This is a genomic window from Paraburkholderia sp. BL18I3N2 (assembly GCF_003001875.1).
GTDB lineage: Bacteria > Pseudomonadota > Gammaproteobacteria > Burkholderiales > Burkholderiaceae > Paraburkholderia > Paraburkholderia phytofirmans.
Genome location: NZ_PVNC01000001.1, coordinates 676,652 through 696,818 on the forward strand (window position 1 = coordinate 676,652; position 20,167 = coordinate 696,818).

The 20,167-nt window shown below is 61.1% G+C and carries 18 protein-coding genes and 1 pseudogene; 13 read left to right on the forward strand and 6 right to left on the reverse strand.

Features of this window, described 5'->3' with window-relative positions:
* Nucleotides 1–24 precede the first annotated feature (24 nt).
* The 5 genes from B0G75_RS03115 (at nt 25) to B0G75_RS03135 (ending at nt 7,858) form a co-directional block, all read left to right on the forward strand.
* On the forward strand, nt 25–981 hold the full coding sequence (locus tag B0G75_RS03115) for a fumarylacetoacetate hydrolase family protein (RefSeq protein ID WP_106300521.1): 957 nt from the start codon (nt 25–27) through the stop codon (nt 979–981).
* Nucleotides 978–2,936 carry an acyl-CoA synthetase gene (locus B0G75_RS03120; protein ID WP_106300523.1) on the forward strand — a complete coding sequence of 653 codons (1,959 nt, stop codon included), beginning with the start codon at nt 978–980 and terminating at the stop codon, nt 2,934–2,936. Before B0G75_RS03115 ends, B0G75_RS03120 begins: the two co-directional genes overlap by 4 nt.
* Nucleotides 2,937–3,138: 202 nt before the next feature.
* A complete protein-coding gene (locus tag B0G75_RS03125; protein WP_106300525.1) occupies nt 3,139–3,879 on the forward strand; it encodes an OmpW family protein in 741 nt (246 codons plus the stop codon).
* 126 nt (nt 3,880–4,005) lie between these two features.
* Nucleotides 4,006–6,984 (forward strand): molybdopterin-dependent oxidoreductase, encoded by a 2,979-nt coding sequence (locus B0G75_RS03130; protein ID WP_106300527.1) that lies wholly within the window; start codon nt 4,006–4,008, stop codon nt 6,982–6,984.
* Between the two features lie 10 nt (nt 6,985–6,994).
* On the forward strand, nt 6,995–7,858 hold the full coding sequence (locus B0G75_RS03135) for a 4Fe-4S dicluster domain-containing protein (protein WP_106300529.1): 864 nt from the start codon (nt 6,995–6,997) through the stop codon (nt 7,856–7,858).
* Nucleotides 7,859–7,996: 138 nt separating this feature from the next.
* Here the strand turns inward: B0G75_RS03135 and B0G75_RS03140 are convergent, their stop codons facing one another.
* The 4 genes from B0G75_RS03140 to B0G75_RS03150 form a co-directional block, all read right to left on the reverse strand.
* The gene (locus B0G75_RS03140) at nt 7,997–9,307 is read right to left on the reverse strand and encodes an SUMF1/EgtB/PvdO family nonheme iron enzyme (protein WP_106300531.1); all 1,311 of its coding nucleotides are present in this window, start codon (nt 9,305–9,307) and stop codon (nt 7,997–7,999) included.
* Between the two features lie 131 nt (nt 9,308–9,438).
* The gene (gene fnr, locus B0G75_RS03145) at nt 9,439–10,242 is read right to left on the reverse strand and encodes a fumarate/nitrate reduction transcriptional regulator Fnr (protein WP_146142470.1); all 804 of its coding nucleotides are present in this window, start codon (nt 10,240–10,242) and stop codon (nt 9,439–9,441) included.
* An 82-nt stretch (nt 10,243–10,324) separates the two neighbouring features.
* Nucleotides 10,325–10,498 carry a hypothetical protein gene (locus tag B0G75_RS40465; protein ID WP_181309145.1) on the reverse strand — a complete coding sequence of 58 codons (174 nt, stop codon included), beginning with the start codon at nt 10,496–10,498 and terminating at the stop codon, nt 10,325–10,327.
* On the reverse strand, nt 10,495–10,965 hold the full coding sequence (locus B0G75_RS03150; protein WP_106300535.1) for a universal stress protein: 471 nt from the start codon (nt 10,963–10,965) through the stop codon (nt 10,495–10,497). Before B0G75_RS03150 ends, B0G75_RS40465 begins: the two co-directional genes overlap by 4 nt.
* 290 nt (nt 10,966–11,255) lie before the next feature.
* Between B0G75_RS03150 and B0G75_RS03155 the strand changes: the two genes are divergently transcribed.
* The gene (locus B0G75_RS03155) at nt 11,256–11,945 is read left to right on the forward strand and encodes a FadR/GntR family transcriptional regulator (RefSeq protein ID WP_106300538.1); all 690 of its coding nucleotides are present in this window, start codon (nt 11,256–11,258) and stop codon (nt 11,943–11,945) included.
* A gap of 173 nt (nt 11,946–12,118) precedes the next feature.
* Here the strand turns inward: B0G75_RS03155 and B0G75_RS03160 are convergent, their stop codons facing one another.
* The gene (locus B0G75_RS03160; RefSeq protein WP_106300540.1) at nt 12,119–12,712 is read right to left on the reverse strand and encodes an acyl-homoserine-lactone synthase; all 594 of its coding nucleotides are present in this window, start codon (nt 12,710–12,712) and stop codon (nt 12,119–12,121) included.
* A 153-nt stretch (nt 12,713–12,865) separates the two neighbouring features.
* On the opposite strand from B0G75_RS03160, the gene B0G75_RS03165 reads away from it, so the two are divergent.
* A complete protein-coding gene (locus tag B0G75_RS03165) occupies nt 12,866–13,183 on the forward strand; it encodes a hypothetical protein (RefSeq protein WP_106276804.1) in 318 nt (105 codons plus the stop codon).
* Here B0G75_RS03165 and B0G75_RS03170 read toward each other — a convergent pair.
* Nucleotides 13,167–13,871: a LuxR family transcriptional regulator gene (locus B0G75_RS03170; RefSeq protein ID WP_106300542.1), complete on the reverse strand. Its 705-nt coding sequence runs from the start codon at nt 13,869–13,871 to the stop codon at nt 13,167–13,169. The two genes, B0G75_RS03165 and B0G75_RS03170, sit on opposite strands and share 17 nt — an antisense overlap.
* Nucleotides 13,872–14,541: 670 nt before the next feature.
* Here B0G75_RS03170 and B0G75_RS03175 point away from each other — a divergent pair.
* The 6 genes and pseudogenes from B0G75_RS03175 to B0G75_RS03200 form a co-directional block, all read left to right on the forward strand.
* Nucleotides 14,542–14,823: pseudogene (locus tag B0G75_RS03175) on the forward strand (dihydrodipicolinate synthase family protein); the annotation flags it as partial.
* Nucleotides 14,824–14,831: 8 nt separating this feature from the next.
* Nucleotides 14,832–15,773: an SMP-30/gluconolactonase/LRE family protein gene (locus tag B0G75_RS03180; protein WP_106300544.1), complete on the forward strand. Its 942-nt coding sequence runs from the start codon at nt 14,832–14,834 to the stop codon at nt 15,771–15,773.
* A gap of 239 nt (nt 15,774–16,012) precedes the next feature.
* Nucleotides 16,013–17,182, forward strand: coding sequence for an ABC transporter substrate-binding protein (locus B0G75_RS03185; protein WP_106300546.1), 1,170 nt, complete (start codon nt 16,013–16,015; stop codon nt 17,180–17,182).
* 89 nt (nt 17,183–17,271) lie between these two features.
* A complete protein-coding gene (locus B0G75_RS03190; protein ID WP_106300548.1) occupies nt 17,272–18,351 on the forward strand; it encodes an ABC transporter ATP-binding protein in 1,080 nt (359 codons plus the stop codon).
* A complete protein-coding gene (locus B0G75_RS03195) occupies nt 18,348–19,226 on the forward strand; it encodes an ABC transporter permease (protein ID WP_106300550.1) in 879 nt (292 codons plus the stop codon). The genes B0G75_RS03190 and B0G75_RS03195 overlap by 4 nt, the downstream gene beginning before the upstream one ends.
* On the forward strand, nt 19,226–20,164 hold the full coding sequence (locus B0G75_RS03200; protein WP_106300552.1) for an ABC transporter permease: 939 nt from the start codon (nt 19,226–19,228) through the stop codon (nt 20,162–20,164). The genes B0G75_RS03195 and B0G75_RS03200 overlap by 1 nt, the downstream gene beginning before the upstream one ends.
* The last annotated feature ends 3 nt before the right edge of the window (nt 20,165–20,167 follow it).

Genomic DNA, 20,167 nt, shown 5'->3' on the forward strand with positions numbered 1-20,167 from the left:
TCCATAAAATACGGAGATCTAACAATGGCACTTCACATTGTGCATTTCAGCCATCATAGCCGTCCCCAATGGGGCGTCGTCGCCAACGGCGCGATCACGCCGATTCCAGGTGAGTTCAAGACGACCGCGGAGTTCATCGAGGCCAATCCGGTCGAACGGCTGTTCATGCTGAGCGGTCCGACGATTCCCGAATCGGAAGTGCAATGGTTGTCGCCCGTGACAGCCAATCAGCAATTCATCTGTCAGGGTGCGAATTACCGCCAGCATATGATCGAGTCCGGACTGGATCCGGATGTGAAGAAATTCAACATGATCTTCACGAAGGCGACGAGTTGCATCGTTCCGGCCGACTCGCCCGTGATTAAGCCGAAAGAGGTGCGGTTCCTCGATTACGAAATTGAACTCGGTCTTGTCCTCAAACGCGACATCAACTCACGCGAAACGGTCACCGACGAGAACCTTCACGACTACATCGCCGGCGCCGTGATCGTCAACGACTACTCCGCGCGAGACATCCAGATTCCTCAGATGCAGTTCTACAAGGGCAAGAGCTATCGCACGTTCGGCCCGGTGGGTCCTTACCTTTGCCTGCTCGAGAAACAGGATATTCCAAAGCTGAAAGAGTTCGTGCTGACGCTCATGGTGAACGGAACGGTCCGCCAGAGCGATTCCACGGCGGGCCTTGTCTATAGTCCGGCCGAGACGCTAACCGAGCTTTCCGCCGTTCACGACCTGCACGCCGGCGACCTGCTCGCCACCGGCACACCTTCCGGCTGTGCGCTGAGCATTCCGTCGCCCGAAAAGCAGCGCGCCGCGGCGCAACTGCCCGAAGCAGAAAAGTGGCGTCTTTTTCTGAAGATGCAGGAGGACAGGCCGCAGTACCTGCAGGCGGGGGATATCGTGGAGGCGCATATCGTGAGCAGCGACGGCGCCATCAATCTGGGCGTACAGCGTAACCTCGTTGTTGACGAGGCAGCATGATAGGCGTCGCGAACATGGACGATGTCCGGGCCATTGAAACGCAGGCTCAGTTAGCGGACCTGCCGTCGAGTACCTACGCGATGATTTGCCGGGGTGCCTCCATCAATCTGTCGGCCCCCGCGCTTTCGTTCTTTGCGACGGTCGATGAATACCGCAACGGCGAATGCTGGACCTATGGCCAACTGGTGCGCGACATCACGCGCACCGCGAACCTGTTTTCGCGGTTCGGCGTGCAACGCGACTCAGTTGTCGCCTATGTACTGCCCAACCTCCCGGAGACGCACTTCGTGATCTGGGGCGGCGAGGCGGCGGGGATCGTCTGCGCGATCAATCCGCTGCTGGAGGGCGAGGCCATCGGCGAACTGCTCAATGCTTCGGGTGCCAGTGTGCTCGTCACACTGGCACCATTTCCAGGCACTGATCTATGGCAAAAAGTGCAAGCGGTGCTGCATAAGGTGTCGTCCCTCAAGCATCTTGTGCTCGTTAATCCGGCCGACCGGATGCCGCACGAAAGACGTTCCGCGGCTAGGGCGCTGCAGCGCGACGAGTGCTCGAGATTGCATGGACCTGGCGGCATTCATAGTGCCGTTCCTTCGCATGTGGGCATTCACGATTTCAGCACCGCGATGGCCAGCGAAAACGGCGACGTGCTCAGCAGCGCGGTTGAAATCGGCGCCGAGGACGTATCGTCCTTCTTCTGCACGGGCGGCACCACCGGACTGCCGAAGATTGCGATTCGACGGCACGCCAACGAGGTGGCCAATGCATGGAATGCGAGTCAATTCCTTGGTGAAAGCATTGGGCCGGGGAAGACGATTTTTTGCGGATTGCCGCTTTTCCACGTCAACGCCGTATTGGTGACCGGTCTGCTGGCGTTCTCGCGTGGTGCCCACGTCGTGCTTGGTACTCCGCAAGGTTATCGGGGCGACGGCGTTGTAAATCGTTTCTGGGAAATTGTCGAGCATTACCGCATCAACTTCTTCAGCGGGGTCCCGACACTCTATGGATCGCTGCTGGACGTTCCGGTTGGCGAACACGATATCAGTTCGCTCGAGTATGGACTGTGCGGCGCCGCGCCGATGCCGGTGGAACTGCTCCGCACCTTCCAGGAGCGTACCAGTGTGAGAATCCTTGAGGGCTACGGCCTCACGGAAGGTACGTGCGTGAGCAGCGTGAACCCTCCGCTTGGCGAGCGCAGGGCCGGTTCGATCGGCCTTCGTCTGCCCGGTCAGCCAATGAAAGCGGTGGTGGTCGACGAGAACGGCCGGTATATACGGGATTGCGTTGCGGATGAGGTCGGCCAACTGGTTATCTCCGGGCCGAACGTGTTCGCTGGCTATACGCGCGCGGACCAGAACAGCGGCATCTGGATGGAAGGCGGTGACGGCACGCGCTGGCTTAACACGGGCGATCTCGGACGCTGCGATTCCGACGGTTACTTCTGGCTCACCGGCCGGAAGAAGGAACTGATTATCCGCGGGGGGCACAACATCGACCCGGCGGCCATCGAGGAGCCACTGCACCGGCATCCAGCGGTACAGATCGCCGCAGCGATAGGGCGCCCGGATATGCATGCCGGGGAATTGCCGGTTGCCTATGTCCAGTTGAAACCTGACACTGCCGCGACCGAAGCCGAACTTGCCGAGTTCCTGCGCCGCGAGATAAACGAACGTGCTGCGTTGCCAAAGGGCATACGGATCGTGGATGCGATACCTCTGACGGGCGTCGGCAAGATATTCAAGCCCGCACTGAAACGGCGCGAAATGACGGATGCGCTGGGGGCGGCCCTCGCGGAAGCCGGCGTCGAGAATACGACCATTAGTCTGATTGATAACAACTCACGCGGCGTCTCACTGCACGTCGAACTTTCAGACCCGGCGTTGCAAGTATTGGCGACTTCCGTTCTGGGACGATTTCCGTTCGCATTTTCCATCTCCGTCTCCGCACGGGATTAGAACTTGATCAGACGCACGCGTGGCAAGAGCCGCGATTCGATGGAATCGCTGTATTGGAAAGTTAGAATGCCTAATTGGTGAAAGTAAAGAAGGCAATTGTTGTATCCGGCAGAGAGGGAGAAGAACCCGTCAATCGGGAAATTTCAACGGTAACACCACTAATTCATAAAAAGTTTTTAGACAAAGGGACAGGAGAAGAGACATGGAGAATTGCAAACACACCTTCAGATCGGTCGGTATCGCAGCATGCATCTGCGCGGCCGGCTTGATCGGCAACGCCAATGCGCAGTCGGCCGGAAGCGTGACACTGTCGACAGGATGGCTTCACATTGCACCGCAGGGCAATGCAACACCGCTGACCGTGGATAGCATCGGCGGCGTAGCGGTGAATCGTCAGTTGACCGGCAGCGGGGCGCATGCCAGTTCAACCAACACGGTGGGCATAACCACCGAGTACTACGTCACCGACAGCATTGGTGTGGCAATGTTGTTCGGACTGCCGTTGAAGGTAAATCTGATCGGCGACGGCACACTGCAGAAGTATGGCAACCTCGGTTCGACGAGACCGATACCGCCCGCGATCGAACTTCGATACCACCTTTTCTCAGCCGAGTCGAAATTCCGCCCATTCGCCGCATTAGGCGTGAACTATACGTGGTTCAGCCAGGTTCGGACAACCAATAGCCAGTTCGTCACCGATAGCGTGGGTCCAGGCGGTTCCGCACACGCCACGCTCAGTTCATCGTGGAATCCGGTATTCGAAGTCGGGGCAAATTACGCGATTACGAAGCACTGGTCCGTCGGAACCACTGTGAACTATATGCCGGTGAAAACCAACCTGACGTTATACGGACAGACAGCTACTGGAACGCAGATCGTGTCCACATCGACGCTCCGGCTCGATCCCCTTAGCGTCTTTGTCAACGTCGCCTATACGTTTTAACGCGTACCGGCCTTTGACTCCCGGCCTGACGTGACCGCGCTAATCAGGGCGCTCACATGTCGGCGTAAGCGCGCCGCTCCGGTATTCATGCCGCCGCTTGCGCAATAAAGTTTTTCTGGATCGAATATGAAACGACAGGTCCTCAAGACCATTCTTTTTGCGTTGCCCAAGCTCCTTGAGCTGACGGCACGCCGGTTTCCCGCCTATCGTGATCGCCTGAAGCAGCGCGACCTCGTCGTCTCGATCGGGCTCATGGACACAAGCATTAATCGGGTCATCGAGTTCAAGAATGGCCACGTTCGGTCGCGTGCCGGCAATCACCGGCGCTCCGACGTGCGCATGGCCTTCAAGGATGTCGCCACCGCGCTGAAGTTCTTTTCCCCCAAGCCGGACCAGGGCGAGATTATCCACGCCGCCAAGAACTTCAAAGTGGTGACCGAAGGCGAGGACGAACTGCTGGTTTGGGTCATGCAAACACTGAGCATGATGCAGACCGTCGGTTTGCCGATGGGCACGCGGATGCGCGACGGCACGCGCCGCTACACCACTTGCACAAATGGCGGCCCGCTGTTCGTCTACGTCGACGGTGACCGCGTCGTCCGGGTGACCCCCATCGATCTCGACAGCACCGATGCGCCGAGCTGGGTAATCGAAGCGCGCGGACGCCGCTTCAGTCCGCCACGGCGTGGATTGGTCGCGCCGCACGCGTTGACCCTCAAATCGCTCGTCTATTCGGACAAACGCATTCTTCATCCGATGAAGCGAGTCGACTTCGATCCTGACGGCGAGCGCAATCCGCAAAACCGCGGCAAGTCCGGCTATGTACGTATCAGTTGGGAGGAGGCGCTGGACATTGTCGCCAAAGAAATCAACCGGCAGAAGCGCGTTCATGGGCCCGGCTCGATTACGTTCCCGCTGTCCTCCCACCACCAGTGGGGCAATGTGGGCTATTACCTCAGTTCGCTGACGCGTTTTGCCAACCTGATCGGCTTCACTCGGGTCGCCGCGAATCCGGACAGTTGGGAAGGGTGGTACTGGGGCGCGATGCATCACTTCGGCAATTCGATGCGGATCGGCGTTCCATCCGGCTACGGCGGTGTCGAGGATTGCCTGAAGGAAGCGGAGATGATTGTCTTCTGGTCCTGCGACCCCGAAAGCACGAATGGCGCTTATGCGGGATTCGAGGGGACACCGCGACGCCTTTGGGCCAAGGAACTCGGCATTGAGTTCGTGCATATCGACCCGCACTGCAATCCCACCGCACAATTGCTCGGCGGGCGATGGATGCCGGTCCGACCGCAAACCGACGCGGCGCTCGCCACCGCCATCATGTACGTGTGGGCCGTGGAAAACCTGTACGACAAGGATTACGTCGCTACCCGCACCACCGGGTTTGACGACTGGAAAGCCTACCTTCTCGGCGAGACCGACGGCGTGGCGAAAACGCCTGAGTGGCAGGAAAGCGAGACCGGCGTGCCGGCCAAGGACGTCCGCGCGCTGGCGCGCCGCTGGGGCAACCGGAAGGTCCACCTGGCTGTGGGGATGACCGGTGCGGGATTCGGTGGCGCGGGCCGAGGCGCAACCGGCGCGCAATGGGCGCGCTGCATGATCATGATGATGGCGATGCAGGGCTGGGGCAAGCCGGGCGTGAATTTCGGCTGCCTCGAAGCGGGTGTGCCTCACGATCTCCATTTTTATTTCCCCGGCTATGCGGACGGCGGCATTTCCGGCGATCTGGCCTGGACTGCCAACGCGGTGAACAATTACCAGCGCATGCCGCATATCCTGACCATGAATCCCGTCAAGCAGATGGTGCCGCGGCAGCAACTTCCCGATGCCATCGTCAACGGTCATGCTACGGGCTACCTGTGGGACGGCATGTCGCAGGAGGCCCAGTTCGCGCCGTTCACCTATCCGATGCCGGGGTATTCGCCGATTCACATGATTTACCGTTACGGCGGATCCGCCTTCAGTACGGTGACGAATTCCGGGCGCTGGGCCGACGCCTACCGGCACTCGAGCATCGAGTTCGTGGTCAACCAGTCCATCTGGATGGAAGGCGAGGCTCAGTTCGCCGACATCATCCTGCCTGCCTGCACTTCTCTGGAGCGCTGGGACATCGGCGAATGGTCGAATTCCGGCGGCTACGCTCATCATGGCTACAGCACGGTCAATCATCGCATCATGACGTTGCAGCACAAGTGCATCGAGCCTTTGGGCGAGTCCCGCTCCGACTACGACATCTTTACCGCGATTCTGACCCGGCTAGGCTTGGGCGCCGTGTTCACCGAGGGCTGCAGTGAGCTTGACTGGGTCAAGCGGGTCTTTGACTCGTCGGATCTGCCGGATCATATTTCGTGGCGCCAGTTCTGCCGCAAGGGATATTTTGTCGTGCCGCCCGAGAAGCCCGAACTGCGCCATCCGGTGGACATGCGTTGGTTCGCGGAGGGCCGGCGCAAAGATCTGCAGGAACCCCACCCGTTGCCGTCGCAGTTCGCCGAAAAATTCGGCTCGGGTCTGCAGACGCCCAGCGGCAAACTGGAGTTCGTACCCGAGTTGCTGAAGCGGCACACGGCGGACAATCCCGAACGGCCGGCGCTCAATCGCTACATTCCGTCCTGGGAGGGGATGCGTTCCGAGCTCGCCGAACGGTATCCACTCCAGTTGATTGCCACGCACAGTCGTTACAGCTTCCATACCCATTGCGACGGAAAAAATTCTTCGGTGAACAGCATCGATGACCATCGCGCGCTGATCGGCGGCCACCGCTTCTGGCTGCTCAGGCTAAGCGGGGCGGACGCGGCTCTGCGAGGCATCGCCCATCGCGATCTGGTCAAGGTGTACAACGACCGCGGCGCCGTGATCTGTGCGGCCGACGTCTCGCCGCTGGTCAACGCGGGCGTTGTCAAGTCGTACGAGGCGAGCGCCGAATTCATGCTGATTGAAATCGACGGCGAGCGCGTCGAGATCGGCGGCTGCATGAATATGCTGACCCCCGACCGGTCTCAAACCGCCGGCACGAGCAGTATGAGTCCCAACTCCTGCCTGGTGCAGGTCGAAAAATGGAGGAGCGCCGAGGCGTTCATGCTCGGTCGCGCAGCATGAGGAACATGAAATGAGCAAGTGGAATCTGGTCATCAAGGTCGGGCGTTGCGAGAACTGCCAGAACTGCGTCATCGCCGCGCGGGACGAGCACGTCGGCAACGACTTCCCTGGCTATGCCGCGCCCGCCTCCGCCAACGCCGACAGCCCCGTGCGCATCCTGCGCCGTGTCCAGGGCGAGGCTCATATGGTCGAGACCACGTATCTGCCGGTCATGTGCAACCACTGCGACGACGCGCCGTGCATGCGGGTGGGCGGCGATGCGATTCGCAAGCGCGCCGACGGCATCGTCATCATTGACCCGGACAAGGCGCGGGGCCGCAAAGACATCGTGAAGTCGTGCCCGTACAAAGCGATCGTCTGGAACGAAGAGCTTCAGTTGCCACAGACCTGGATCTTCGATGCGCATCTGCTGGATCAGGGTTGGCCCCTGCCGCGTTGCCAGCAGTCCTGTCCCACCGACGTCTTTGAGACCGTCAAGCTGGATGACGCAGCGATGGAGGAGAAGGCCCGGCGCGAGGGGCTGAAGGTGTTGCGGCCGAATCTCGGCACGAAGCCTCGCGTGTGGTATAGCGGCCTCGAGCGCTGGGAAACCTGCTTCATTGGAGGAAGCGTCAGCGTGCAGATGGGAGACGTGACGGAGTGCGTCGCGGATGCAGTCGTCACGTTGTACGTCGGTGACGAGAAGGTTGGCGAGACCGTTTCGGACTGCTTTGGCGATTTCCGCTTCGGTGGGCTTGCCAAGGGCAGTGGCCTCTATCGGGTCGAAATCCATCATGACGCCGGTAACGCCCGGCGCAATTGCGAACTGGACGAAAGCGCTTACCTGGGCGAGATCAGGCTCGCCCAGTCGTCAATCGACGTGGGAGTCGCGTGATCATGAGCCAACCGTTTCGATCAAGGATCTATGGAGGAGGGCGTGGCGCTATCCTCTTGATCTAAACCACAAGTACGCACATATCTGCAATAAAGCATAAGCACGGCAAACCCGATCACCTTATGCTTTATTCGTCAATCACCTCACGCACCGAAACCCCGCATACACATACTGATAGTGCGGCTGAAACCAATTCCGGAAAGCCGGCCGCAGCATGCACTGCGCGGTGCGCGCCGATCCACCTTTGATCACATAGTGCTGACCATCGAAAAAGTTGGCCGAATAGCCCAGATAGAACGGAAAAGCTTCGAATCCGGGCAGCGCGTCGAACACCGTCGAGGTCCACTCCCAGCCATTGCCGAATTGACCTTCCACGCCGAATGCGCTGACGTTGTCCGGATACTCATCGACCGGTCGCGGATCCCAGCTGCGAAAATCGAAATTGCCCGACGCGGCGTGCGGCGCGCCGTGTGCCGCACGTTGCCATTGCGCCTCGGTGGGTAATGCTTTGCCTGCCCAGCGTGCGTACGCACTGGCTTCGGCGTGGCTCACATACGCGGGCCAGTCGAGCGGCAGCGGCACTTCGTCGAACATGGTGCGCAACGTCCACGCGCCACCTTGGCCACCTGCATCGTGCCACGACCAGCACGCGGGATGCTCGATGTGCTCGGCCTCCTTCCACGCCCAATCCTTCTCCGACCACCACTTTGGTTCGCGATAGCCGCCTGCCTCGATGAACTCGCGGAATGCGCCATTCGTCACCATATGGCGGTCGATTTCGAAGGCGGGCACCTCGACCCGCATTTCGCCGAACTCGTTGTCCCAACCGAAGCGTCCGCCGTCACGTGGCATGCCGAGCACAGTTGCGCCGGCTGGTATGCTGACCATCGACGACAACGCGTCCCGCGGTTCCGCGCGCGTCACGACGGGCTCACGCAATTCGGTGACTTTCTGCGCAAGCGGTAACTGATGGAGCATGTACGCCAGCGTTTCAGCATGCATCAACCGATGCTCGATCGCCACGTTCAGCAATTGCTCGGAGGCGTCGGCTTGCGCACCGCTGCGGCCGAGTTGCGCGGCGTGCGTTAGCGCAGCGAGCTCGCGGTCGATCTGCTCGCGCGCTCGCGAGCCGTAACTGCGCACGACGTCGAGCGACGGCCAGTCACCTGGTTGATCGGTCGGAAAACCGCCGTCGACGGGATCGATGCCGAAGGCGAAGAGCTGGTCGAGCTCTGGATCGAACGCCGGCAGATCGCAGAGGCGTTGATCGAACAGATTACGATCGAAAGCTTCCAGATGGCCGATGTAAAACACGATCCGGTGGCGCTCGCGGATCGGCCGTTCATACAGAAACTCGGGTTTGACGATGGAAAACAGTGCGTCGGTCACTTGACGCGCTTCGATCAGCCGCTGCACGAGCGGGTGATGCGGGGCGGGGTCGCGATTCATTTCGCCGGGTCTCCTTGCGGGGGACGGACTAAAGACTGTACCCGCTCGCAGGAGCCATGCCAAGACGAAAGCGCGTGAAAAAGAGCGTGCGCGGGGGACGCGGCGGCGCGGGCCGTGCTCCCGCCAAGGGCCTAGACTTGCCGCAGACCGTCCAGATCGACGATCCGGATGTGCTTGCCCTGTGTGTCGATCAGGCCGCGCTTTTGAAATCTTGACAGGGTGCGGCTCACGGTTTCGAGCGTCATGCCGAGGTAACTGCCCATGTCCTCGCGTGTCATGCGCAGATTGAATTCCGCCGACGAATAACCGCGCCGCGCGTTACGCTCGGAGACGTCGAGCAGAAATGCCGCGACCCGTTCGTCCGCCGAGAGCGAACCGAGCACCATCATCTGCGCGGCTTCGCGCACGATCTGCTCGCCCAGCAGTTTGTGCATACGTTCCTGCATCGAACTGATTTCGCGGCACAGCGACTTGAGCGCGGTATAGGGGACGATGCAGACCGTGCTGTCTTCGAGGGCGAGCGCGCTGCACGCGTGCACGTCGTCGCTGATGCCGTCGAGGCCAAGCGCTTCGCCCGCGAGCCGCAAACCGGTGACCTGTTCGCGGCCGTCGCGGTGCATCATGACGGTTTTCATTGAACCGGAGCGCACGGCGTAGATATTGTCGAAGCGGTCGCCGCTGCGATACAGCGCTTCGCCGCGTTGAACGGAACGCGCGGAACAGATGAGCGTTTCTAGTTTCATCAGTTCGTCCGGCGACAAACCTTGGGGCATACAGAGCTGCCGCATCGCGCAACTCGAACAGCGAGCGGCGGAACGCGCGCTTGCCCGTGACGGCGCCGCGCGGCGGCTGCCGCGCACCGGCGACGAACGTGCGGCAGAGGCTGCGGAATCGGCAGTGCCGACGGAGTGCGTAACAGCAATAGGAGTGAGCATGTTCTGCAGCCAGTGAGGGTATTGACAGATTGTCCCATCGACCGCGTTGCCCGCTTCGCGTCAAAAGGACGCGTTCGGGCAGTCAGGCGAGTTGAGCAATGTCACACCGGCGTTCGTGAGTTTGTTTATGAACTGCTACGAAGGTGAGCAGGCAAACCCAGCTCATGCCTTGGCAGAAGAAGATCGCTTTTGCAGAACGAGCGCACGCGCCGACGATAAGGCAGTCAAGCGCATTGCGCACCAGCGCGGCGCTCATCGGTCCGCGTTGCCGGACTTGCCCGCTGCGGACGGAATGAGCAGCACGGGCAGGCTCGCCTGCCGCACGCAGCGCTCGGCGACGCTGCCGAGAATCAGGCGCTGAAAACCGCGTCGCCCGTGCGTGCCCATGACCAGCAGGTCGGCGTTGAAGTCGGCCGCGGCTTTGAGTACGACGACCGAAACATCGTCGATCGTGGACGCCTCGCTCACCACCAGCTCGCCTTTCACGCCTTGCTCGGCCATGGCCTTGGCGAATTCGACGCCGAGTTCCTTGCCCTCTTCGACGAGACGATTGCGCAAGACGGACGGGTCATAACCGGGCGCTTCGAAATACATCGGTGTGTTCTCGACGACATATAACGGCTGCAAGACCGCACCGCTGGCTTTGGCGAGCGCGAGCGCTGCTTCGAATGCACGGCGGGAGGTGTTGCTGCCGTCGACCGCTACAAGAATGCGTGTGTACATATCGACTCCACGTCTGAAGGATCCGGATGCCGCAGCTGTTACCAACCGGCTGGGCGCAATGACGATCATCGCTGATGTAAGCCTGAATGATCGCTGAAAAACGTGCACTCGACCTGGATGTAAATCAAACTATTGTCAAATTTTTTGGCGGCGCCGTGGGGTTCGGCGAGCGCCTGTGGGCAAGCGCTGGCGGGACTTCACTCCCATTCGCAACGCATATCCGCGACCGGGACAAGGGAAGGTTTGCCTTACAATTACAACCTACTCAGACAAGCTGCTTCAGTCCGCTGATGAACGAGCGCAAAACGACGGGCTTGCCCGACAAGATCTACGGCGACATTCTCAACCGCATTGTCGAAGGCGAGTACAAGGAAGGTGAGCGCTTGCCGACCGAGCATGCGCTGGCCGAGCGTTTCGCGACGTCCAGGCCGACGGTCCGCGAAGCCTTGGCGCGCTTGCGGGCGGACGGCATCATCATGACCCGGCACGGCTCGGGCACGACGGTCGCACGCCGGCCGGACCCGGACGTGCGCCGTTTCGCGCCGCTCGAAACGCTGTCGGATATCCGTCGCTGCTATGAGTTTCGCATCGTGACAGAAGCGGGCGCCGCGGAGCAGGCGGCGCTCAAAGCCGACGCCGACGACATCGCGGCCATCCAGCACGCATGGGACCAGCTGGAGCGGATCATCGAGACGCAAGGGATCGGCGCGAAAGACGACTTTATGTTCCACCTGGCGGTGGCGCGCGCGTCGAAGAATCCTTTTTTTATCACGGTCATGTCGTTCATCGAGGAGCAGATTCTGTTCAGCATGAACCTGTCGCGCAATCTTTCGCTGGTGAAGACGGTGGCGCGGCAGCGGCTCGTGCAGGAGGAGCACAGGGCCGTGCTCGACGCGATCCGCCGCAAGGATGCGCCAGGCGCGGCGAACGCCATGCGAGCGCATCTCGAGAACGCGCTCGAGCGGATGTTCGGCTCCTGACCTGCCGCCAGCTCTCGCCGCGGAAAGCTGCGGCGAGCTGCCGTGCTACCGGGCAAGTGCAATTCCAAGGACGCCTGATGCGGCGGCGAATCGCCGCTTTCGCGGCAGCGAACCGGCCGCCGACTAATAGCCCGGTAGCAGCGGGCTGCAGCTAGCGGGCGGCCAGGCGAGAGCTAAGCAGCAACGGCCATCGGTCCGAACAGCGCGGTGCGAGTCTTCGGACTCACCGCGATATCCAGCGCCACCGCTCGCTCCACACCGATCTGCAATGGCGACCCGAGCCGGCTGATGTCGATGCCGGTTTTGCGCAGCAGCCGCTCGATCGGCGTCGTGGTCACGGTGACATACCGCGTGATGCCCATCTGGTCGGCGAACGTCACCAGTTCGTGAATCGCCTGCATGGTCAGGTCAGCAAAGCCGAACGACTGCTCCTCGCCGCTGGTTTCGATCGCGAACCGGCTCAATTCCCAGATGTGCCGCCCTACCGGCGCCGCGGCGCCGTGCAACAACTGCGGGAAGGTGTCCTTCAGCATGTTGGGGCCCTCGGTCGGCATCAGGCGCCAACAGCCGCGCACGTGCCCGTCGTCGGCCTGGATCAGCATGTAGTGCGGCCCGAGCGCGTCATAGCCGTCGATCTCCATGCCCGCGATGGTCGGAATATCCCACCCGAGCCGCCCATGAAATACCCGCGCCCGCAGGCGGTACATCTCGTTAATGTCCGCGTTGTCGAATTCCTGACGCATTCCAATCCGGATTGCTGTTTGCATGACGTTCTCCTGAACGTGTTGGGGTACCCAATACGCAAGAAAACTTATGCATTTTGAATGTTTCCGCCACCTACCTACCTGGATAGGTGTGCATGCTTATCGGGTAACGCAGAATTCGAGACAAGCACTGCACTCAACCGACAGGACCGAAAAATGGAACTCCTCGAAAATCATTGGCAACCGCAAACCGGCCTTCAAACCCGCCCGGCGGAGCCTTCCACGGCGGTGGACCGCGTTTTGATCATTGCTTACCGCAAGAAGAAAAAAGAAAGCCAACGCCGTTTCTGGGCGCGCTTCGGCGTGACGCAGTCGCGCGGCAGCCGGTTCGAGTCCGGTGCGGAAATCCCGGCGCCGGTCTCGATCCTGCTGGGTCTGTACTTCACCAAAACCGTGTCCGACGCCGATCTGGGCCGCGCCGAGCGCGTGCTGTACAGCCGCGACGCCGCTGCCTTGCTCAACCCGGGTCAATAAGCCCGAGTTGCGCTGCAATCACGGCCGCCGCACGCCGCGAATTCACGCCGAATTTCGTCCTGATGTTCTTCATGTGGAAGTTCACCACGGCTTCCGAACAGTTCAGGATGTGGGAGATTTCCCACGTGGATTTGCCGCGTGCGGTCCATTTCAGGCATTCGCGTTCCCGCGGCGTTAGCTTGGGCAATAAGGTCTGAGCGTGCGTATTCAAATGACGCTGACTGGTATCGATTACCAGATCGCGCAATAGCACCAGGTTCGGCAATGCCACGTTGATATGACGCCAGAATTCGTCGTTGGGATTGTTGTCATTGACGAAGCACATCATGCCGGCTTCCTGGTTCGGCCCGTGAATCGGCAATGTTATGCCGGAGCGCAACCCGTGCGCGCGAGCTTCCTCGTACATGGAAAGCTGCGGCGCGGTCTTGAAAATATCGGGCGACCAGATCAGCGGCGTGGCGCGGGTAGCGCAATGCGCAACGGTCGGATCGATGTGAACCAGTCCCTGCTCGTCATAGGTACGACGCCAGGTGGGTGAGTACGTGCTGCGCACGTAAGCGTCTTCCAGGCGAATGGTCGGGCGCGGCAGCATGGCAATCAAAAGCTTGTCGAAGCCCCACGTCTCGGCAAGGCCCGCGATTGCACCGAACCATTCCGCTTCGTCGGCGGCGTTCAGTAGCGGTGCCATCTGCTCGATAAAATGTAGCGACAATTTTTACTCTCTCAGGCTCGCAGACATCCCGTTGCGGTGAATTGCGGTACGGCATTCCGTCGGGTGGTTTTTACTTTCATAATCTATCACCAAAATTTATTTCGCAGAGCGAGAACTGGTTTCTAACAAAATGCCAGCGACGGTGTTTCGGTGAGAATGCGAATGAAACGCTCTTTGTAACTGATTTTCTGATCGAATTAACATTCATCGATCGTTTATGTGGGTAATTTTCTCGTAGTAGCCGTTTTGATGCCATTCATTGGCAACATTATCGCGAAAGCGTTCTAATTAGCGGTTGCTGCCAAAATTTCAGTCAAAATCGCACTGATTGCCGATATATCTGTTCGCATGCAGCACGGCGATGGTGAGATAAATGTCAGCGCCCAAAGCGCTATTGTCATACAAAAGCGACGTCGGGTAGTTTGCGCCGTTTGCGATCCACGCGAAGAATTCGTCAAGCCGGACTCTGTGCCAGGTTGTTTGACGACATTCTCAGCCCCAGTGCTGCCGCGAGCGCTCCGCTCATGGGGCGAGCCATCATGAACGAGTCCCCGATCCGCGGCCACGAGTTGGCCTCTTCGGTCATGGCACGTGCGTGATTCCGGCAATCGGCCCGGACTACGGACAAATGTTGGATCAGGCGCGCATGGTCACCGCCTTGCTGCAAGCGGTCAGAACCGGTGATCGCGAGACGGCGCAACGTCTTTACGACGCCTTCCTGCCGCTCGAAACCCTGCGCGACGACATCTCGCTGATTCGCGTGCTTCACGACGCCGTGACGTTTTCCAGGATCGCCGACATGGGGCCGATTTTGCCGTTGCTCAGTTCGACGCCGCCCGAGCATCGTGCGAAGATCGAGCACGCCGCGCGGGTGCTGCTCGCGTTGGAGCATGAATTCGCGCAAGCCAACCCCTACCTCGAGCCTTGAACGCCAGCATGACCGAAAACACTCGACGCTATCCCGACCCCTCCATCCGCGTGCTCGACCCGCGCTTCAAACCGTTGATCCTGGCTTCCGCGTCGGTCGAGTGCCTGTATCAGGGCGCGCGCTGGTCCGAGGGCCCGGTCTGGTTCGGCGACGGCCGCTATCTGCTGTGGAGCGACATTCCGAACGACCGCATCCTGCGCTGGGACGAACCAACCGGCACGGTGTCGACGTTTCGCCAGTCGTCGAACAATGCCAACGGCCATACGCGCGACCGTCAGGGCCGCCTCGTCAGCTGCGAGCATCTGACGCGCCGCGTCACGCGCACCGAATACGACGGCTCGATCACCGTGCTCGCCGACCGCTATCGCGGCAAGCGCTTCAATTCGCCGAACGACGTGGTCGTGAAATCCGACGGCTCGATCTGGTTCAGCGATCCGACCTTCGGCATCGACAGCTTCTATGAGGGCGAGCGCCAGGAGTCGGAATTGCCGGCGTGCGTGTACCGCATCGACGGCCAATCCGGCGAAGTCACCGTCGTCGCCGACGACGTGCTCGGCCCCAACGGTCTGGCGTTCTCGCCAGACGAGTCGGTGTTGTACATCGTCGAATCGCGCGGCGAGCCACGCCGCAAGATCCGTGCATTCGACGTAGAGGGCACCGGTGGCGCGCTGTCGAACAACCGCGTGCTGATCGACGCGGGTCCGGGCACGCCGGACGGCTTTCGCGTCGACATCCACGGCAATCTGTGGTGCGGCTGGGGCATGGGCACCGACGAACTCGACGGCGTGCGCGTCTTCTCGTCGCAAGGCGAGCCGCTCGGCCACATTGCGTTACCGGAGCGCTGCGCGAACGTGTGCTTCGGCGGGCGGCATCGCAACCGGCTGTTCATGGCGGCGAGCCACGGACTTTATTCGCTCTACGTGAATACTCAAGGCGTACAAGGCGGCTAGTTGCCTGACAAGTTGTCGTCCGAGGTCATACGCAGCTTCGGGTTTGCCCTTGGATGCAGCGCGCAAGCCTTTGAGCGGCAAGCATTCACCCCGAAAACCGTGGTTTTCGCGAGCCCGTTGCCGCCACGAGTATTTGCTTGACATCAGCTGTCCCGCTTCGCTATGTTCCCTTGGTAGAAAGACACCGCCCGCAGCACATTCGACCGGCGGATTTCCATACCAAGAAGCGAGGAGACGCAATGACTGTTTCAGACAGGTTGGCGCTCAGGCTGGTGTCCGTATGTCTCGCGGCGAGCGCCGCGTTCGCATCCGCCGCGCACGCGGCCGACCCGGTCACGCTCAATATCGTCGACGTGGCCGGCGACCTTCAACTCACGCAAAAGGGCTTCGAGGCTTTCAAGGCGAAGTACCCGAACCTCGTCGCCAATCTCACCTTCACGAATGCGCCCGCGCCGCAGTTGCCCGGCAAGATCAAGGCGATGCAGGCCGCGGGCCGCTCCGATATCGATCTCGTGCTGACCGGCACCGACGCGCTCGCCGCGGGCATCGAACAGGGTTTATGGATGAAGCTGCTGCCCGAGAACGCGGCGGCGTTCCCCGGCGTGCTCGACAAATACGCGCCGGGTCCGCGCAAGATGCAGGATCTCGCGCAAGGCTACGGGCTCGAAGTCGCGTATATGCCTGCAGGCCCGCTGCTCGAATACAACCCGGCCAAAGTCAGCGACCCGCCGAAGACGCCTGAACAATTGCTGCAATGGTGCAAGGCGCATCCGGACAAACTGATCTATGCACGGCCGGCGAATTCCGGTCCAGGCCGCACGTTCCTGATGGGCCTGCCGTACGTGCTCGGCGACAAGGATCCACAGGATCCGATTCACGGCTGGGACAAGACGTGGGCCTTTCTCAAGCAACTGAACGATTGCATTCCTTACTATCCGGGCGGCACGTCGGCGGTAATGAAGGAACTCGGCGAAGGCACGCGCGACATGACCGTGACCGTAACGGGCTGGGACATCAATCCGCGCGCGCTCGGTATTGTGCCGGCCGAATTCCGCGTGCAGGCCTTCGACAACATGACGTGGGTGAACGACGCGCACTACATGGTGATTCCGAAAGGCGTGCCGAAGGAAAAACTCGACGTGCTCTACAAGCTGATGAACTTCATGCTCGAGCCGGCGCAGCAGGCCATGACCTATGACGACGGTTATTTCTATCCCGGTCCGGCGATCAAGGGCGTGAGCGTTGAGCAAGCGCCTGCGCACAGCCAGGACGTGCTGAAGAAATACGGCCGGCCTGAGTACGTGAAGCTGCTGGCCGAGCGTCCGCACGTATTGCCGCTGAATGCCGCGGCGATGGTTGCGGCTTTCAAGAAATGGGACACCGAGATCGGCGCGCAAAAGACCAAGTAGCCTCCGCACCGGCCATGCACGCACGCAAGCCGTCTCGATCCCCACGTGATCCATGACGGCGCACGCATCGCGCGTATCAGGAAATCGCCATGAAGCATCATTTTGAGCAGTTGCGGCTCGATTCGGTGAGCCGCAGTTTCACGAATGCGGAAGGCCAGGCGATCGCGGCACTGCGTGGACTCGATCTAACCATCCAGCGTGGCGAGTTCATCGCATTGCTGGGGCCGTCCGGTTGCGGCAAGTCGACGGCGCTCAATTGCATCGCCGGATTGCAGCCGTTGAGCAGCGGTGGCATCTGGCTCGACGACAAACGCATCGACGTACTGCCGCCGGAGAAGCGCGGTTTCGGCATGGTGTTTCAGAACTACGCGCTGTTTCCGCACATGAGCGTGCTCGATAACGTCGGCTTCGGTTTGAAAATGCGCGGCATCGGCAAGAGCGAAGCCGTGCGCCGGGTGCGCGAAGCGCTGCAGCTCGTGCAACTCGTCGGCCACGAGCGCAAACTGCCCGGCCAACTCTCCGGCGGCCAGCAGCAACGCGTCGCGATTGCGCGCGCGATCGTGATCGAGCCGCCGCTGATTCTGATGGACGAACCGCTATCGAATCTCGACACCAAGCTGCGCATCGAAATGCGCGCGGAGATTCGCCGCATCCACAGCCAGCTCGAGCGCGCGACGCTCTACGTGACGCACGATCAGGACGAAGCGCTGTCCATGGCCGATCGCATCGTCGTGATGAGGGAGGGCGTGGTGCAGCAGGTCGCCACGCCGAAACAGGTCTATACGCGACCACAGAATCTGCATGTCGCGCGCTTTATGGGCTATCGCAATGTGGCCGAGTTCGAACTCGAAGGCACGCAAGGCGAAGGCGTGATGGTGAGCGCGAACGGTGTGCGTCTGCTCGGCACGCCGATGGCCGGCTTCAACAGTAAGCGCGTGAGCGTCGCGCTGCGTCCCGAGGATATGGAGCGCGCCGCGCCCGGCGCGGAGAATGCCTTCGATGCGTTGGTGACGACTGTCGAATATGGCGGCCGCGATTCGTTGCTGCGCGTGAAGACCGCCTTCGGCGATATCTGGGCGCGCGTCGGCGGAGAATTCGAAGAAGGCGAGCGCATCAGCCTGCGCGTGCCGCCGTCGCGCACGCTCGTGTACGACGCAGAGGCGGCATGAATACGCCCACGCTCTCGCCGCCGCTCGTGCCGCGTGATGCCAAGGCGTGGCTCGTCGCGCCGGCGTTGCTCTTCATCGTCGCATTGTTCATCTATCCTTTCGCGTACGGTCTGGTGCTGTCGTTCCGGCCGATGAACGGCGGCGGCCTCTGGGCCAACTATCTGGCCTTCTTCACCGATACGTCGATGTGGCCGACGATTTTCGTCACGCTCAAGCTCTCGGTGCCGGCCACGCTGATCAACGTCGGTGTCTCTGTGCCGGTGGCGTTCGCGCTGCGCCGCTACTCGCGCTATCAGAAGTTCGTGACGACGCTGCTGGTGATTCCCGTAACCCTCGGCACCGTGTTGATCGCCGACGGCATGCTCACGTACTTCGGCCCGAACGGCTGGTTTCCGCAAGCGTTGCAGGGTCTGCATCTCTATACGCGCGAAGTGCGCCTCACGCATAACTTTTGGGGCGTGCTGATTTCGCTGATCGTGTCGGGCTTTCCGTTTGCGTTTCTGTTGACGCTCTCGTACGTGACCGGCATCGACCCGACGCTCGCCGCCGCGGCAGCGACGCTCGGCGCGAGTCCGTGGCAGCAGTTTCGCCGCATCTATCTGCCGCTGCTGGTGCCGGGGCTGACCATGGCGGCGTGTCTGTCGTTCGTGCAGGCGTTTTCGGTGTTTCCATCCGCGGTGCTGCTCGGCGCGCCCGCCGGGCCGACGCGCGTGATGTCGATCGCCGCCGCCGAGGCCGCGTTCGAAAGCTACGACTATTCGCTTGCGTCCGCGATCGCGATGGTGATGGGCTTCGTGCAGTTGCTGGTGGTTGCCGCGTTGCTCGGCGCGCGCCGCTTCTTCTACAGCGGTCCGGCAACCGGAGGCAAAGGCTGATGACAACCGATCATGGCGCGGCGCAGCGTTCGTGGTCTGCGTCCACATCGAGCGATCACGACGACGGCGCGCGCGAGCCGGAAAAGCGCATCGGTCACACCCGACAGCGAACCAGCGTGCCCGGCCGCATCTGGCGCGTGCTCGTGTGGGGCGCGATGGTGTTCTTCCTCGTCAACGTGGTGCTGCTGATCGCGACCGTCGCGGTCAATTCCATCGCGACGCGCTGGTTCGGCACCTTGCTGCCGCAAGGCTTCACGCTGCATTGGTATGCGCAGGCGTGGAGCGACTTCCAGTTGGCGAGCGTGTTGTGGGTGACCGTCGAAGTGGTCGGCGCGGTCGTGCTGCTGTCGGTCCTGCTCGGCGTGCCCGCGGCTTATGCGCTCGCGCGAGTGCAATTTCCCGGCAAGCGCATCGCGATGCTGATCTTCCTGTTGCCGCTGATGGTGCCGCCCGTCACGTACGGCATTCCCATGGCGACGGTCATGTACAAGGTCGGCCTCGCCGGCACGCTGAGCGGCGTGATTCTGGCCAACCTCGTGCCGGCGTTGCCGTTCGTGATTCTCGTGATGACGCCCTTCATCGAGCAGATCGATCCGAATCTCGAAGCGGCGGCGCGTATTTTCGGCGCTAACACGTTTCGCTATTTCCGCTATGTGCTGCTGCCGCTGCTCGTGCCAGGCATGCTGGCGGCGGGCTTGCTGGTGCTGGTGCGCACCATCGGCATGTTTGAGCTGACTTTTTTCACTGCGGGCCCCGCGACGCAAACGCTCGTGGTCGCGCTGTACTACGCTGTATTTTCAACCGGCGTACGCGCGCCGCAATCGATCGATGCGATGGCGATGATTTACATGGCGATCACCCTGATCTGGGTGCTGATCGCACTGCAATTCGTGAGCCCGACGCAGATCGTGTCGCGCGTGAAGGAACAGAAGCGCTGAACA